Source organism: Paenibacillus sp. Y568 (genome assembly GCF_059445545.1).
In genome coordinates this window covers 175,941-191,662 of sequence record NZ_JCAIUM010000005.1, presented here as the reverse complement: position 1 = coordinate 191,662, position 15,722 = coordinate 175,941, and the positions used below count along the sequence as shown (strand labels likewise).

Annotated in this window: 16 protein-coding genes; 3 read left to right on the top strand and 13 right to left on the bottom strand. The window is 38.7% G+C overall.

Going from position 1 to position 15,722, the window contains the following annotated elements; genetic code table 11:
• Nucleotides 1–82 precede the first annotated feature (82 nt).
• From AC1D7X_RS09435 to AC1D7X_RS09420, 4 genes are all read right to left on the bottom strand, one after another.
• Nucleotides 83–934, bottom strand: a complete 852-nt coding sequence (locus AC1D7X_RS09435; RefSeq protein ID WP_495475088.1) for an SDR family oxidoreductase — start codon at nucleotides 932–934, stop codon at nucleotides 83–85.
• A complete protein-coding gene (locus AC1D7X_RS09430) occupies nucleotides 931–1,959 on the bottom strand; it encodes a polysaccharide biosynthesis protein (RefSeq protein WP_495456540.1) in 1,029 nt (342 codons plus the stop codon). The genes AC1D7X_RS09435 and AC1D7X_RS09430 overlap by 4 nt, the downstream gene beginning before the upstream one ends.
• Nucleotides 1,960–2,023: 64 nt before the next feature.
• On the bottom strand, nucleotides 2,024–2,623 hold the full coding sequence (locus tag AC1D7X_RS09425; protein ID WP_495456539.1) for a glycosyltransferase family 2 protein: 600 nt from the start codon (nucleotides 2,621–2,623) through the stop codon (nucleotides 2,024–2,026).
• 433 nt (nucleotides 2,624–3,056) lie between these two features.
• A complete protein-coding gene (locus tag AC1D7X_RS09420; protein ID WP_495456538.1) occupies nucleotides 3,057–3,971 on the bottom strand; it encodes a phosphatidate cytidylyltransferase in 915 nt (304 codons plus the stop codon).
• A 97-nt stretch (nucleotides 3,972–4,068) separates the two neighbouring features.
• Here AC1D7X_RS09420 and AC1D7X_RS09415 point away from each other — a divergent pair, with 97 nt between their 5' ends.
• The gene (locus AC1D7X_RS09415; protein ID WP_495456537.1) at nucleotides 4,069–4,623 is read left to right on the top strand and encodes a hypothetical protein; all 555 of its coding nucleotides are present in this window, start codon (nucleotides 4,069–4,071) and stop codon (nucleotides 4,621–4,623) included.
• Between the two features lie 32 nt (nucleotides 4,624–4,655).
• Here AC1D7X_RS09415 and AC1D7X_RS09410 read toward each other — a convergent pair whose 3' ends face one another.
• The 7 genes from AC1D7X_RS09410 to AC1D7X_RS09380 all read right to left on the bottom strand — a co-directional run bounded on the left by AC1D7X_RS09410 (nucleotide 4,656) and on the right by AC1D7X_RS09380 (nucleotide 11,965).
• Entirely contained in the window at nucleotides 4,656–5,501 is an 846-nt protein-coding gene (locus tag AC1D7X_RS09410; protein ID WP_495475087.1) for a MurR/RpiR family transcriptional regulator, read from the bottom strand.
• Between the two features lie 202 nt (nucleotides 5,502–5,703).
• A complete protein-coding gene (locus AC1D7X_RS09405; protein WP_495456535.1) occupies nucleotides 5,704–7,143 on the bottom strand; it encodes a PTS transporter subunit EIIC in 1,440 nt (479 codons plus the stop codon).
• 37 nt (nucleotides 7,144–7,180) lie between these two features.
• The gene (gene murQ, locus AC1D7X_RS09400; protein WP_495456534.1) at nucleotides 7,181–8,074 is read right to left on the bottom strand and encodes an N-acetylmuramic acid 6-phosphate etherase; all 894 of its coding nucleotides are present in this window, start codon (nucleotides 8,072–8,074) and stop codon (nucleotides 7,181–7,183) included.
• A 340-nt stretch (nucleotides 8,075–8,414) separates the two neighbouring features.
• The gene (locus AC1D7X_RS09395; RefSeq protein WP_495475128.1) at nucleotides 8,415–8,825 is read right to left on the bottom strand and encodes a DUF2752 domain-containing protein; all 411 of its coding nucleotides are present in this window, start codon (nucleotides 8,823–8,825) and stop codon (nucleotides 8,415–8,417) included.
• Entirely contained in the window at nucleotides 8,806–9,144 is a 339-nt protein-coding gene (locus AC1D7X_RS09390; protein WP_495456532.1) for a DUF4234 domain-containing protein, read from the bottom strand. The genes AC1D7X_RS09395 and AC1D7X_RS09390 overlap by 20 nt, the downstream gene beginning before the upstream one ends.
• Nucleotides 9,145–9,394: 250 nt before the next feature.
• Nucleotides 9,395–10,483, bottom strand: coding sequence for a hypothetical protein (locus AC1D7X_RS09385; protein WP_495456531.1), 1,089 nt, complete (start codon nucleotides 10,481–10,483; stop codon nucleotides 9,395–9,397).
• A 9-nt stretch (nucleotides 10,484–10,492) separates the two neighbouring features.
• The gene (locus AC1D7X_RS09380) at nucleotides 10,493–11,965 is read right to left on the bottom strand and encodes an MBOAT family O-acyltransferase (protein WP_495475086.1); all 1,473 of its coding nucleotides are present in this window, start codon (nucleotides 11,963–11,965) and stop codon (nucleotides 10,493–10,495) included.
• A gap of 242 nt (nucleotides 11,966–12,207) precedes the next feature.
• Between AC1D7X_RS09380 and AC1D7X_RS09375 the strand changes: the two genes are divergently transcribed.
• A complete protein-coding gene (locus AC1D7X_RS09375) occupies nucleotides 12,208–13,269 on the top strand; it encodes an endonuclease/exonuclease/phosphatase family protein (protein ID WP_495475085.1) in 1,062 nt (353 codons plus the stop codon).
• A gap of 76 nt (nucleotides 13,270–13,345) precedes the next feature.
• Entirely contained in the window at nucleotides 13,346–13,687 is a 342-nt protein-coding gene (locus tag AC1D7X_RS09370) for a zinc ribbon domain-containing protein YjdM (RefSeq protein ID WP_495475084.1), read from the top strand.
• 76 nt (nucleotides 13,688–13,763) lie between these two features.
• Here the strand turns inward: AC1D7X_RS09370 and AC1D7X_RS09365 are convergent, their stop codons facing one another.
• Nucleotides 13,764–14,948: a MalY/PatB family protein gene (locus AC1D7X_RS09365; protein ID WP_495456527.1), complete on the bottom strand. Its 1,185-nt coding sequence runs from the start codon at nucleotides 14,946–14,948 to the stop codon at nucleotides 13,764–13,766.
• Between the two features lie 180 nt (nucleotides 14,949–15,128).
• Nucleotides 15,129–15,650, bottom strand: coding sequence for a DUF1036 domain-containing protein (locus AC1D7X_RS09360; RefSeq protein ID WP_495456526.1), 522 nt, complete (start codon nucleotides 15,648–15,650; stop codon nucleotides 15,129–15,131).
• Nucleotides 15,651–15,722 lie beyond the last annotated feature (72 nt).

The following is a 15,722-nucleotide window of genomic DNA, read 5'->3' as shown; positions in this document are numbered from 1 at the left end:
GGAATAGATCTACGTGGAGGGGCTTTCCTATAACAAGGGAAAGCCCCTCCAGCCATTTGTTCGGCTGAGGAGCTACGATGAATTAGAAATAATGTGGATATAAGTTTTGGTGTGTCCAGATCCACTCTTTCATCTCTAATATCATTTGTTCATAATTAGGTACTTCGAATGAAAAGTCCCTTCGGGTATTTATTAATGTTTTGTTAGCATTAACTGAATTACAGGGCACAATACGTAGTTTATTAGCCTTAAAGTTTGTATTAAATAGTTGTAATAAATCGAATTTATTGATACTTATGTTATTAACAAGATGATATATTCCCGTTACTTCTTCAATGGCTGCTCTTTCCATAGCTTTGGCTAAAGTTAAAGTAGTCACACCAGTCCAAATAGCTCCTGTAAATCCGTTAATGGCTCCTTCTTGTTGCATAAACCAATTAAGTAGGCCAATGCCATCTTTTTTCATATCTGGACCAATAATAGAATTTCTGAAGGTTAAATTCTTATGATCATTCACTTCGCCCAAAGCTTTTGTTCGATCATACAAAGTTTCACCATCATAATTACTATTTTCAAAGTATGGTGCTGACTTTCCAGAGAAAACACAATCTGTACTCATATGGATGAGTCTAGTATTGGTGTCTTTCAATATATCAATAATGGCGTGTGGTAAGTAACTGTTTAGATAGATAGCTTGTGATGGATCTAAATCACAAGCTTGGTTTAAAACCCCTATGCCATTTATGATCACATCATAATCCTCTTTAAGTAGGACCGAATGCAATGAGAAATGTTCTGTAATTTCACCATTGATATTCTCGCAATAAGGGAAGGATGTTCGCGAAAAGGTAGTGACTTCGTGACCCTGTTCATATAAATATAATGAGATGGTGTGACCAGCCATTCCAGCTGCCCCGAGGATTAGGAATTTCATTGTAATCCTCCATTCCATTTGAGGAGTTCATCTTTAACAAATGTAAGCTGTAACAACCTCTCTTTTATTTCCTCTACCGAAAGTATTGTTGTATTATTCGAGTTATATTCAGCCGTTAAAGTAATTTTAGGGGAGCCTTCTTCAAGGTATTTTCCATAATTTAGATCTCGGTTATCTGCTGGGATTTTATAAAAGTCTCCCATATCCATTGCCTTTGCTGCTTCTTCTCTAGTAAGAAGTACCTCGTAAATTTTTTCGCCGTGACGAGTACCAATAATTTCAATTTCATTATCCGCGTCAAATAATTCTATCAGTGCTTGTGCTAAATCTGATAAGTAAGAAGCTGGAGATTTCTGAACCATGATATCACCATTATCTGCATTGTTAAACGCATATAGAACTAACTCTACCGCTTCTTCAAGGCTCATAATAAAGCGGGTCATTTGGGGATCAGTAACCGTCAATGGTCTCCCAGTCTTAATTTGTTCTATGAACAATGGTATGACCGATCCACGGGATGCCATAACGTTTCCGTATCTAGTTCCACAAATTAATGTTTTGTCAGGAGTGACTAATCTAGACTTGGCAATGAATACCTTCTCCATCATAGCTTTTGAGATCCCCATGGCATTTACAGGGTATGCTGCTTTATCTGTAGATAGACAAATAACCTTCTTTACACCTGCGTTTATCGCTGCAGTTAATACATTCTCTGTTCCAAGTATATTTGTCTTTACGGCTTCTACAGGAAAAAACTCGCAAGATGGGACTTGTTTTAGGGCCGCAGCATGAAAAATAAAGTCCACACCATACATAGCATTATTTAAACTACTAATATCACGTACATCCCCAATAAAAAATTTAATCTTATTATTGTTATATAAAATTCGCATATCATCTTGTTTTTTTTCATCTCTTGAAAATATTCTGATTTCCTTGATATCCGTATTTAAAAAGCGTTCTAATACCACATTTCCAAATGAACCAGTACCACCAGTGATGAGTAATGTTTGATTTTTAAACATAGAATGATATCTTCATCCTCCCTTCTATGAGGGTCGTTCCAGAAATATGACAACGCATATTGTATTATTTGAGTCCTTTTAAATGCAAGTTGGATTCAGAATCTTCTCTATAAAAGTTGTACCAATAGGCTAATATCCCAGTGTATTTAGATTTGGGATTCATATCAACTAACGCTCTATTAAAATCCCAATCACCCGCAATATCCCTTCTATTTGTGAATCTTGCCTCACCTATAAAACTTCTTCTAATAATTTTAAATTGCCCACACCACTGATAACCATCAGTTGGGGATTTAAATAACATGTTTCCATCCTTAGTTATCATATTGTAATAATACATGTCATAATCTCCGTCAACTTGTGCTAATACTTCTCTAATAGCAGGTAAGTAATGATCATCACTATCAATGATTGCTACATAATCACCCGTTGCCTCAGCGATACATCTATTGTATGAATTACTGGCACCGATATTTTTTTCATTCACTAATATTTTTAATTGTGGACAGCCCTTTTTATAATCTTCTAATATTTCTAATGTATTATCAGTTGAACCATCATCACATACTAAAATTTCATAAGCATATTCTTTGGGAATACTATCTAACATGGTCTCAATCCATCTTGCACTATTATAAGCCGGAGTTAAAAAACTAATGTTCATAAAATACCTCAATTCTCTAATTGTTTGTAATGCCAGGGTATTGCATATTCACTTTACAAATGCTTAGGGTTGTAACCCACGGGAAAAGTTAAATACGACACATCGTCTATGTAAGCATCGTGAATAAATCAGTTGCCTCATCCAGAACCATTCTTGTATGAGTAATTAGGATTAAAACTAGGCCTTTTCCTTAATACTATATGCCAGTTATCGTCTAATATTTCCGAATAAATTGGATGACTATTCTTATTTGCCGTTTGAGTGATACGGTGAACCGCACCATGAGAAAGTTAAGTGAATCTTAAGGATTAGAACATAACAGATCCTTTTCAACAGGGAAGAGACGGAATTAAGGGCACGATGGCCTGCCCCCTACCTACGATTAAAGAATAATAATGATTAATGAAAGGACACCGAATAAGGTGCCCTTTCACTACATGAAATCGAAAAAATAACGGATCACGTGGAAAAAGACTGGTGAGGTGTAGGTCAAGCTATCGACCCGACTTAAGTAGCTTTTTTTCAAAGCATCGAACTTATCGCCATCGCCGATTAACAAATCTCGCTTCAGAACGGAAACCGTTAAGCTGCCGAAGAAACCGCTCATGCTAATTAGCATGCCGGATAAGAGCCCGAAAGTCGGATTAAGCGGTGTCAGGTAAGGGTAGATCAGATACGAGACCCCTGTCGTTACGATAAAGGCGAATGCGAAGCCTTCCCAAGTCAAATTGGGATTGGCCGTTGGGACTATCTTTCGCTTGCCGAAATAGAGCGATGCCAGATGGTGTATTACATCATTAAGCTGCGTTAATACGACTAGAAACAGTACTAGCGATGCCCCATACTGCGGTGTAGCAAATTGGAAATAGGCCAAGTGACTAAGTCCGAAGACCATCAGCATAAGTCCCCATTGGGTCGAGCTGACGCCGTGCAGAAAGCCTAACGTTCCTTTGTTTATCAATCGCGGGAGCGGTAGGAGCAAGAATACATAGACAGGGATAAAGACAATAAACATTCCGTACCACTCAATATAAATCCAATAGAACTGTAGGGGAATGGATAAGTACGCCCACAGAAAGAGTCGGCGGTCGGCTTTTCTCGACTTGATCATGGAGAAATACTCTTTCAGAGCTAAAAAGGTGAGTACCATTAGGGTTAGCAGTGAAACGACCGGGTTGAAAAGGGTTGCCAAGCAAAAGATGAAGAGCATGCCCCACCAGGTCTTAATTCGAGAGCCAATGGGCGTATAGTCTTTATTCGGTAGTATTCTGCCTATCAGAAAATAAATCAATTGGATGACCGATAAGGCTGCAAAAATAAGCACTAACGTTAATAGCGAACTGTCCATTGCGGATCACCAACTTATGACATGATAGGATTCCAATAAAGGGATCATATGTTATTATGAAGGAAATGCTTGCAATTGATAAGGGGAAATTTTCTAAATGGAAGCTGATCGCTCGGTCTTTATTTTACTTACAAATACCGGAACCATTTTTACGAGAGTCATTAAGACCTATACAAAGGCACCTTATAATCATGCCTCGATCTCCTTTGATCGTGAACTTTCGGAGTTGTATAGCTTTGGGAGAAAGCATCCAAATAACCCTCTGAATGGTGGTTTCGTGAAGGAAGATATTAAGACGGGCACGTACAGTAAGTATCCGAATACCACATGCGTGATCTATGAGCTTCAAGTATCCGAACGTGAAATTGAGAAGATGAGGCGAGTCCTACAGGTCTTTATCCAAAAACACCAAAAGTATCTCTATAATTTTCTAGGTGTTATTGGCATTGCACTGAAAGAACCCATTGAATTCAGCAACTCCTACTTTTGCTCACAATTCGTCGCAGAAATTCTGGAACGTTCCGGAATAAAGATATGGAGTAAGTTACCTGCGCTTGTAACCCCAGATGATTTCCGGAAAAGCAATCGGCTACATTTGATCTATGAAGGGAAGTTAAGCGAGTACGAGCAATTAAAACAGCCCCCGTGTTGAACACCGAGGACTGCGATATTAGCTATGCAGGTTTATTTCAGGAATAAAATCGCTTGATGAGTGTGCTCCAGCTTAGTAAGTGTCTCTTCATATTGCATAGAAGCATAAGCAAAAAATAAGATATCAATAACAACCAACTGTGCCAAACGAGAACTGGTTGCCCCACTTCGTAGCGTAGCTTCTGGTGCTACCGGTGTATATAGCATCATATCTGCCAATTCGGATATCTTGTGGTTACCAAACCGGGACAGACCAATGGAACGGACGCCATATTGCTTTGCAACCTGAAAGAGTTGAACTACCTCTCTGGTATTGCCGCTGTAAGAGATACCCATAAATAAGGCCTGAGGTGGAGCACTTGCCAGCGCGGCGGCGATGAGATGCTCGTCCTGTAGAGCGAAGGCTGGCTTACCGAGGCGAAGCCACTTCTGTGCAGCATCGGCTGCCACGATTGCAGAAGCTCCGACACCATACATATAAATCACGGACGCTTCACCAAAGCTTCTTACTACTTGATCAATCATCTCAGGATGTACATGCAACATGGTATCCTGAATCGCTTGAATGCTATTGGATACGGTTTTGCGAATGACATTATGTACCGATTCATTATTTTCGATATCGTAATAACCTGGCTTTTGAGGCTTAGCATTATCGACGGATAGGCGGACCTTTAAATCCGGAAAGCCCCTTAAACCGAGCGAACGGCACAGCCGGGTAATGGCAGCAGCACTTGTCCCCGCTTTCTCTGCAAGCATATGAATGCTTAGCTTAGAGATTTCCTCAGGATGGTCCAACATATATCTGGCCGCCTTACGCTCTGATTCCGGTAGTTGCTCGAGCATAGTCTCCATTTGCAACACAATGCTTCCCGACACTTTAAATCCCCTCTCCACAAGCATAAACGGCCTCGCCGTCATTTAGCGGTGAAGAAACGTTTAGCGTTGAAATATAAGCCTATTTGTAAGCAGAAATATTTATAATTCTTATAATTTGAAAAAACCGGCGGTTCAGTCATACCCCGCCGGTTCTACTAATAAGATTTGGAGGCGTATCTAACCGCCTAATCATTAGCAGTTTCTAATCTTTATTATGCTCTACAAGCATCTGTTTTGTAAAACCAAAGAAGTAAGTTAACAAGAATCCAGCGACATAAGAAATAATTAACCCCAATAAGTACACTAACACGGTAGCACCAAATCCCATTTGACCCTTAAGAAGAGGAATCAAGACTAGACCCGATGGTCCTATCGCCACAGTACCGACAAAACGATCCGTCATAGCGAACAGTCCTAGTAAAGCTCCACCGAATCCACCACCCAGACATGCAGTGATAAACGGTCGTCCGAGGGGAAGACTTACGCCATATATTAGAGGTTCACCGATTCCAAGGAAACCAACCGGTAGTGCTCCTTTAATCAAATTACGTAATCTTGAGTTTTTATTTAGCTTAATATAGATGGCAATAGCCGATCCGACCTGACCTGCTCCAGCCATAGCTAGAATAGGAAGTAGCGCCGTATATCCAACTTGAGTAATTAATTCCGCATGAATTGGAATGAGCGCCTGATGCAGACCGAACATAACCAGTGGTAGGAATAGAGTAGCTAGCAAGAATCCTGCAAAAGGTCCACCATGTGCTAGCAACCAGATCGTAATGTCACCGATACCTTGAGATATAATACCGCTTACAGGCATTAAGAAGAATACCGTCACTAGACCCACGATAAGAAGTGAAAGTGTTGGTGTAACAATAATGTCGATAGCAGTCGGTACCCGTTTACGAAGGAATTTCTCTAGGACTGAAATAAGTCCCGCAGCCAAGATCGCACCGATTATCCCGCCTTGCCCTGCGTTTAGCTTGATCTCACCGAATAAGGGATATACATAAGAAATATTAGCAACAGCAGGGGCTACAATGATAGCAGCGACTGCCCCACCGAGCGCCGGTGTTCCTCCAAATTCCTTGGCAGCATTTATACCCGCAAAGATCGTCAGATAACCAAAGAAGGCAGAACCGATAACCCCTAGAATTGGTTGCAGAGTCAATAACCATGAAGCGTCATTCCCTGAAGTAATCAGATTGTTTAGTAGACCTGCGATCCCATTAATGATACCTGCACCTACAAGGGCCGGAATAAGTGGAATAAAGATATTACCGATTTTACGTAAAAAGTTTTTAAAAGGTGTGTTGTTCTTCTTCTTTAGGTTAGCCTTGATATCAGTACTCTCCTGAACCTTCGTCCCTTCACTAGAACCGCTCGTAGACGCCGATTGGATCAACTTTCCGAACTCCTCTGTTACCTTGTTTACAACACCCGGTCCGAGAATGATCTGATAATCCTCATCATCTACAACACCGAGTACACCATCTACCTTCTTCAACTCAGCTTCATTGATCTGACTGTGGTCTTTAATCGAAATACGCAATCTGGTCATACAATTCGTGAAATCGCCAACGTTACCGCTTCCACCAATCGTATTCAAGATCCCTTTTGCCGTTTCTCCATACTTGCTCATCTGCTTAGCCTCCTATGCTCATGTGTTACAAATTTATTTAAAGTTCACTTACCGCAGGTGCGATAAAACCCTGGGATCGTTCTAACTTTTCGCAAGCTTCTACATACGTACAGCCTGTCAGAATCATCAAAATGGCTAGTTTTGGCTTGCGCTCTGCCAATTCAAGTGTTTTCTCTGCTGTTGGAAGATCACAAGAAGTTGCTTCCATAATAATGCGTTTAGCACGTTCTACCAATTTCTCGTTAGAGAGTTGGACATCAACCATTAGATTTCCGTAGACCTTACCTAGTCCGATCATAGAGGCCGTAGATAGCATGTTACACACTAATTTTTGCGATGTACCAGCCTTCAAACGGGTTGATCCAGTCAGAACTTCAGGGCCATTCTCTACTTCAATGGTAATGTCAGCATATTGGCTAATGGCTGCATCTTTATTACAGCTAACGCTGATTGTCACAGCTCCCACGCTTCTCGCATACTCCAGACCACCAATTACATAAGGTGTTCTTCCGCTAGCAGCGATTCCGACTACAGCATCTTCTGCTGTAAGATTTAAGCTCTGTAAATCTGCAACTCCGAATTCTTCCCGATCCTCTGCACCTTCTACAGCTTTAATGAAGGCATTGCTACCGCCGGCAATAAGACCCACAACCATTTCTGGAGATGTTCCAAAGGTAGGGGGACATTCAACAGCATCTAGAAGACCAATGCGACCACTAGTTCCAGCTCCCATATAAATAAGGCGTCCTCCACGACGTAGCGACTCCGTAATCGCCGTAACTGCCTGTGCAATATTAGGAATTTGTTCTTTAACTGCATTTGCTACTTTAGCATCTTCTTCATTCATAACCGTTAGCAGCTCAGTAACACTCATTTGATCCAAATGCATCGTGCGTTGATTTCTTGTCTCAGTTGTCAGGTTTTCTAACATATCTAAAAACTCCCTTGTTGTATAAAATCAATTCTTGATACGTTTTATTGTAGCGCTTCCAACATGAAATTTCAATATAAAATTTCAATATATATTTAAAATATATAAAATAATATATCACTTATGGTGTCAGTATTCGACCTAATCGGTATGGGAATCCTTTTACCCTCGTGTTATTCCAACTTCTCTGCCGTGGCTCTGGAGGAAGGAAATAAGGTATATTTTCTTGGTTTTTAGCTCTAATATATGTATTAACAGAAAACGCTTAAATAACCTCTTTGGCGATCCAAGGAGGTTATTTATGTTTCCTCATGATGACAGGCAAGGGAACTGGTCTCTCCTAACGAATGGTCGTTGGAGCTAACCAATCAAACGTCGGGATATTTCTTAATAGTCCAAATGCTAGAGTTAAGATTAACATAACACCCATAATGATATGGGTAAGAATTCGCATGTTCTTCTTGTGTACAATGAAGTACATCAGGGATAACGGAAGTAAAATGAACACCAAGGGGTTATATCTAAAGGCTTGAACAGAATCAAATCTGAACAAGGAAAGGATAAGCCTTGTGGTGCCACATCCAGGGCAATAAAGTCCAGTAAATTCATGAAACACACAAGGAACAGTGATATTTGTCAAAGGCAACCATACTTTTAAATATATAATCCCAATAACGCCAAGTGAGACACCCCGGAATAATAGCGGGTGTCTCTTTCTAAGAATAGTTAAGTTATGCAAGTTTATTGACATCTGCTTGAACCAAAGCATGCGTTACGATACTCATACCGAAGAGATTGAGAATAAGATAAATAACAGAATTATCTGTTTCAGACATACCGCGTTGTCTTTGTGCTTCTGCAACATGCTGGCCTATCTGATAGGACCAAATGAAGCTCCATACACCACATGTAATTAATGTTAGAAGGAGATGCTTACCTCCTGTAAATGATGGATCTCTACTTAGCCTGCCGACATCGTTAGTTAGAACAATAAACCAATAGATGCCATAAATTCCACAAGTAATCAAAGACAAAATAATTGCGCCTACTACACCCCTTTGGGTAACCATTGTACACCATCCTTATGAAATATGTATTTGTAGAACAAGATGGCCTGGAATCGAACTCACGAGTAGATTAACAGGTCACAGGTCGAAGTTATTCGGATATAATTCAGTGTCAGTATCTTACATAAAAAGAAAAAAATCGACAACAATATTATAATAAAATATGGATATATATACAAGATAAAAATATTGAATAGGACTATCGACTCTATACATATGTTATTTTAGTGAATAAGTAGGTTCACCATTCTAGTTAGTAGTTGAATACAATTTTGAACATATTCTTGTTCTTCTCTTCCCAATCTTCTCTGTCCAACCGTAAATCATCAAGATGCTGTTCTATATTTTTTGAAGTCATATATACACCAAAGTAAGAAGGGACTTTGGTAATCTCTTTATGTAGCATTCGGTAGAGCATGAGATTGCCGGTACTTTTTGAAAAGTGTGAAAGATCATTATAATATTCTTCACGATTCAATGAACTCATCGATATATCATGATAGCCTGAAAAATCCCAAACTGGTGTAATTGCTACTAATTTCCTCTTCCATTCCTCAAAATTGTTCCATAAGTTGTTTTGCCAGAATGTCTCCAATAATATTGCATGAATAGGGCTAATATATATATATAATTCAAGATTATTATGTTCACATAGATCTTTAATCTTTTTAATGTATAACATACTATCTAATGATAACTGAGATGTAGTGGGATACGATTGTAATGTATTTTCATTGATATTAGGAGGGTAGACTAGAGTTTCATCAAAGCTACCATCGCCTAAATATCTATTTTCTGTATATGTAGTCGTTTTATTGAGGTTATCAATAATAACCTTTCGGCTATCGTTTAGAGTTTTTTTCGACAGTAAAGTTGCAAATATATCTTGTGTGTAAAAAGAGGAATTCAATCTTTTTTCATCAAAACTTGCATGGTTGAGGTAATTTTTGTCGAAAACTTCAAAATCTAATCCCAGGAAAACAGTGTGTAAGTTCTTATTAACTTTTATCATGTATTCTAAATATTTTAGATCAATATAAGGAGTAGCCGCTGGAAGTCCTAAGTTATAGGCATTTTCGCCAGTTAAAGATTTAATTTCCGGAGGATTTAGCCTCATAGCTCTTGAAGTTCCCAGCACAATGGTTTCAGGATGGTACTTCTTACTTTGGTAAGCCTTAAATTGATAGGGATCACTCGTTGTACTTTTTTGATAATTATAGCGTTTACCTGAAAAGTGATAAAATCCGTAGGGATCAATAACGTAATTCACGGCTGCAATTATAAATAAAACAAAGACTGTTAAAGATAGGGTAAATAGCGTCCACTTTTTATATGTTGTCATGATCTCACCTTAGAATTTGAAATATAAGAATTCAGATACTTTAGTTAAACTTAATACGGAGTAGATAACGATTATGATGGTGATAATAGCATTAATAAATGTAGGTCTAAACGATTTCATTTTTTCAGAGGTATTTTTAAATAATAATACTATGAGGAGCCCCAGTAAGATTAATCCAACAGCCTGATACTTATCCATTAGAGGTGTACTAGCAAAGACGACCCCAACTATTGTAAGAGGACGTAAAGCTTGAGACAACTGTTCAGGTAAAATAAATCCGTTAAATCCAAGCATCGCCTTAATTAGTAAGGTAGCTTTATTGAGTTCACTTAGTTTGAAGAAGACGAGAGTTATGTTTAGATAGCCGAATGTAAGTATCCAAGATAAGATTATAGGAAGCTTTATGTTCAATTTACTCCACATCCGACAGATAATGATACCAACTCCAGCGAGGAATCCCCAGATAATAAAATTCCAACCTGCACCATGCCAGATTCCACTCAAAGTAAATAGTAGAAGTAGAGTAACATTGGTTTTAGCATTTGTACTAGGTTTAAAGGGTAAGAAAGAAAATACTTTCTTTGATAGGAAGCGATTCATTGGAAAGTATACATATTCATATAGAAAACGGGTTAATGTCATGTGCCACCGTGAAGTCATTTCCTGAAAATTGGTGGATTTATATGGCGAGTTAAAATTAATAGGTAGTTTTATGTTAAATAACAATGCTAATCCAATAGCCATATCTGAATAACCGGAGAAGTCAAAGTATAATTGAAAAGTATATGAAAGTATGACAATCCATGCATCGAAGAAAGTAATAGTATCCAAATATTGAGTACCATCTAATACGGTGGTTGAAAAATGATCAGCAAGTATGACCTTTTTAAATAAACCAATAGAAAACGCGAAAATCCCTAATGCGATATTCTCAAAATTTATTTTTAGATTCTTAGAACTTTGAAATTGAGGCATCATGAATCTGTGATGCACAATAGGCCCAGCAATTAGATGGGGAAAAAAGGTAATAAATAAAGTGTAATTAATTATGTTGTAGTTTTCTACTTTACCTTTATAGCAATCTACTATGTAAGTTATTTGTTGGAATGTAAAGAAACTGATGGCTAATGGTAAGGTGAGATTCAACAAAGAGATATGTGTTGCTAACAGTGCATTGAGATTAGTTAGGAAAAAGTCAAAATATTTGAAGTATCCTAAAAAGCCTAAATTGAATACAATTCCAACGATAAGGACCCATTTTTTCTTGTGAAAAATGAGAGATTTACCGATGATAAAATTAATAGTTATAGAAAGAAAAATGAGTAACAAATACTGCGGATTCCACCAACCATAAAAGAATAGAGAACTTAAGGCTAACCATGCTCTTGCAATATAAAGAGGAGCAATAGAGTTAAGATAAAAGTAAATCACAAACACAATAGGTAAAAAGAAAAAGATGAACTGCGGAGAATTGAAAAGCATAAGTACACTTCCTATTATGTAAGTTATATATGGAGCAACTTGTGGTTACTGTTCGGACAACAGATATTTCAAGGTAACTAAAATATTATAATTGGAGAATCACTTAAGGGATAGTGACTGCTGTCATTATTTTGTCATATGACAAAATCTATATTCTAGTAATGAACTATCTACCCAGTTTATGGTACATTTTAAATAGTGTCATACGGAAGGTTAGTGAATAAGGGGGCAAGGGAACAATTATGATCAAGAGAGCTTTAAAATGGTTAAGTTGGATTGTGCTTATTCTAGTGACTATTATTGTAATATTTCTTATCTATGTTACAGTAGATGATTACAAGCCTGCCGCAGAAATTCAGCTACACACGGATCATAATCAGGGTGAAGAGCTAAAACAAGGTGAACCATTCACCGTGACTACATTTAATATTGGTTATGCTGGACTCGATCAGGAACAGGACTTCTTCATGGATGGTGGAACCAGGTCACGCTCGAGTAGCAAGAAGCAGACAGAAGTCAATTTATCATCGATAGCAGAGTTTTTAAAAGATACCCGCTCAGATTTATATCTATTGCAGGAAGTCGATGTAAATTCCTCGCGCAGTTATCACATCAATGAACGCTCAGAATTAAGTAGTCTTCTTCCAGAATACAGTAGCACGTTTGCCATCAATTATAAGGTGCCGTGGGTTCCCATTCCTTTAATGCATCCAATGGGGTCGGTGCATAGTGGGTTACTAACGTTGTCCAATGTACATAGTACATCTCATACGCGTTTTGATCTGCCTGGCAAAGAAAGCTGGCCAGTGCAGCAGATGGAGTTAGATCGTGCACTTATGGCAAGCCGATTCCCAGTAGATAACGGGAAGGAACTTGTACTGATTAATCTGCATTTATCAGCTTTTGATAAGGGTGGTGTAATACGCAAGCAACAAATCGAATTCCTAGAGAGTTACATCAGACAGGAGACGGGGAAGGGGAACTATCTGATCTTGGGTGGTGACTGGAACCATTCCCTGCCGGGAACAGATCCGAAGAATTTCGCTACACAGCAAGAGTGGCCGGAATGGCTACAATCTTTTCCCGAGACGTTCCGTGCAGAGGGCTACCAATGGGCCAATGATCCAACTACACCAAGCGTACGGACACTCGACATACCTTATATAAAAGGTACCAATTTCACTGCTGTCATTGATGGATTCCTTGTCTCACCTAATATCGAGATTGTAAAGGTGAGCGGGCACGATCTACGCTTTAATCATAGTGATCATAATCCGGTCACAGGAAACTTTATTCTAAAATAGAACTAAAGAGGTAAAAGGGTTGTATATCAGTATAATAAATCATAGGTAACAACAACGAATGGAGAGCATTTAAATCATGTCTAATTTACCAAATTGCCCGAAATGTCATTCAGAATACACTTACGAAGATGGAATTCTTCTTATATGCCCGGAATGTGCTCATGAGTGGACTTTAGAAGTAGAGAACGGAAGTAATGAAGAACAGAAGGTCGTTAAAGATGCGAATGGAAACGTCTTACAGGATGGTGATTCTGTCACCATTCTTAAAGATCTTAAAGTAAAAGGCAGTTCATCCGTATTGAAAATAGGAACAAAAGTAAAAAGTATACGGTTGGTTGATGGTGATCATGATATTGATTGCAAAATCGATGGTTTCGGAGCCATGAAATTAAAGTCCGAATTTGTTAAAAGGATCTAATGTTAGAATAAAAAAAACGTCCAGTGCTTGTTCAGCATCGGACGTTTTTTTATATACAGAATGGATAGGGTACTCTTTATTTAAACAATTTGGTGATTCGTTCTAATGCCTCTTCTAGAATGGATCTTGGACAAGCGAAGTTAATACGCATATAACCCTCGCCACCTATACCGAACCAAGAGCCTCCATCTAACAGCACCTTCGCTTCTTCGTGTAGTTTTTTCTCGAGGTCCTCCTCATGTATACCCGTTTCTTTGAAATCAAGCCATGCTAAGTAAGTGCCTTGAGGTTTAATCAATGTAACATTAGGCATCCGTGTCTTTACGAAATTGTCCATGAAATCTACATTGGCATCTAAGTATGCTAACAATTGATCGAGCCATTCAGCACCTTCCTCCGTATATGCAGCAGTAGTTGCTACAATTCCGAATAGATTGAGGCTACCAATGGATGACTTTTTCAATTCTAAATCAATTTTTTCCTTTATATGAGGGTTAGGGATAATAATATTTGAAGTTTGCAGTCCCGCTAGATTGAAGGTTTTGCTAGGGGCTGTGCAGATGACAGCATTCGAAGCAAACTCCTCGCCTAATAGAGCATAAGTCACATGTTTATTCCCCGGTAGAATCAAATCGTTATGGATTTCATCTGCGATGACAATGACATTGTGCTTGTTGCATATTTCCCCTAATTGCCGAAGTTCTTCGTGGCTCCATACAAGTCCCAATGGGTTATGAGGACTACACAGGATGATCATCTTCGCTTGAGGATCCTTAGCCAATTCCTCTAAATGCTCGTAATCCATCTTATATTTCCCGTTCTCTAGCTTCAGCGGGTTATTGGCTACAATTCTATCATTAGCCTCAATCGTATTTCTAAAAGGATAATACACAGGCTCCTGGATAATGATCTTATCCCCTTCGGCAGACAAGGCTCTAATGAAGAAGTTTAAGGCAGGAACAATTCCTGGAGTTGTTGTAACCCACTCCTTTTTAATATCCCAATCATGTCTTGATTTCTGCCACCAAGTGAGTGCCTTGAAGTACTCGTCTAAAGGTGAGCTGTAACCAAAAACGCCATGTTCAACTCGTTTGGATAGGGCATCAATGACAACTTCCGGTACACGGAAATCCATATCTGCAACCCATAGGGGAAGAACGCCTTCACTTTCAAAGCCTATAATTTCATTAAAAATAGCAGGATCCCATTTGATAGAGTTGGTGTTCTCTCTCGCAATCACTTTGTCAAAATCGTAATTCATGTTATGAGTCATCCTCCCAATTAGATTATACTTGCACTTTCGACTATAAATATGTATCAGTATAAACTTAATATTAGAATGAATCAAAGAAACTAGGGATTCTTTGATAACCCATTAGATATACAAAAAAGGAGATAACCTAATTGGTATAGGTCACTCCTTTAGTTAATGTTTTGTAAATTATTTTTTTATTGTTAGTCTTTTAGGTAATGCTGTGCGGTTAATGACAATGGGTCTTCCCGCTTTCAATTTTTTTGATATTGCCTTAGGGGTTTTAGGCAGTAGAGTTTCTCCACCTTTTAATCTTGTAGGTAATAGATTAAGGGTATTACCCGATTCAGATTGCCCTTGGCTAGTACTTGATATGAGATTGACTGTGTAGTTCGCATAGATGAAGCTGATATCGATTCTCCTAAATCCTACTCTTCTGCAGGTGGTACAACCCGTATCCCAGCACCATTGGAATGCCGAATTAGGGACTTGGGTATAGTAGGAACCCGACCACACGTTATTGTATGCATCCTCAGCATAGAAATAGAACGTACGTCCCCCGACGTATCCGAACCACACTGCTCTCGTCTGTCCAGGGTCCACGCGGTACCAGCCAATCTTTGTATAGGTGACAGGTCTACAATTGGGGTCTTGGTATGCGTAGGCAATATATACAGGTGAACTCGTGTTGTTGCGAAAATTAAGACTCATTGCACTCACTCCTTTTTAATAATCTTACGATGTATAATATGAAGATTTATCAAAAAGGAAATGGACAATCGT

Bases quoted from the DNA above. Each gene is read 5' to 3' on its own strand.
- AC1D7X_RS09390 (WP_495456532.1), bottom strand. From the start codon at position 9,144: ATGGTTACCCAAAGGGGTGTAGTAGGCGCAATTATTTTGTCTTTGATT.
- AC1D7X_RS09370 (WP_495475084.1), top strand. From the start codon at position 13,346: ATGTCTAATTTACCAAATTGCCCGAAATGTCATTCAGAATACACTTAC.
- murQ (WP_495456534.1), bottom strand. From the start codon at position 8,074: ATGTTAGAAAACCTGACAACTGAGACAAGAAATCAACGCACGATGCAT.
- AC1D7X_RS09360 (WP_495456526.1), bottom strand. From the start codon at position 15,650: ATGAGTCTTAATTTTCGCAACAACACGAGTTCACCTGTATATATTGCC.
- AC1D7X_RS09415 (WP_495456537.1), top strand. From the start codon at position 4,069: ATGGAAGCTGATCGCTCGGTCTTTATTTTACTTACAAATACCGGAACC.
- AC1D7X_RS09425 (WP_495456539.1), bottom strand. From the start codon at position 2,623: ATGAACATTAGTTTTTTAACTCCGGCTTATAATAGTGCAAGATGGATT.
- AC1D7X_RS09375 (WP_495475085.1), top strand. From the start codon at position 12,208: ATGATCAAGAGAGCTTTAAAATGGTTAAGTTGGATTGTGCTTATTCTA.
- AC1D7X_RS09365 (WP_495456527.1), bottom strand. From the start codon at position 14,948: ATGAATTACGATTTTGACAAAGTGATTGCGAGAGAGAACACCAACTCT.
- AC1D7X_RS09435 (WP_495475088.1), bottom strand. From the start codon at position 934: ATGAAATTCCTAATCCTCGGGGCAGCTGGAATGGCTGGTCACACCATC.
- AC1D7X_RS09395 (WP_495475128.1), bottom strand. From the start codon at position 8,825: ATGTCAATAAACTTGCATAACTTAACTATTCTTAGAAAGAGACACCCG.
- AC1D7X_RS09380 (WP_495475086.1), bottom strand. From the start codon at position 11,965: ATGCTTTTCAATTCTCCGCAGTTCATCTTTTTCTTTTTACCTATTGTG.
- AC1D7X_RS09405 (WP_495456535.1), bottom strand. From the start codon at position 7,143: ATGAGCAAGTATGGAGAAACGGCAAAAGGGATCTTGAATACGATTGGT.
- AC1D7X_RS09385 (WP_495456531.1), bottom strand. From the start codon at position 10,483: ATGACAACATATAAAAAGTGGACGCTATTTACCCTATCTTTAACAGTC.
- AC1D7X_RS09430 (WP_495456540.1), bottom strand. From the start codon at position 1,959: ATGTTTAAAAATCAAACATTACTCATCACTGGTGGTACTGGTTCATTT.
- AC1D7X_RS09420 (WP_495456538.1), bottom strand. From the start codon at position 3,971: ATGGACAGTTCGCTATTAACGTTAGTGCTTATTTTTGCAGCCTTATCG.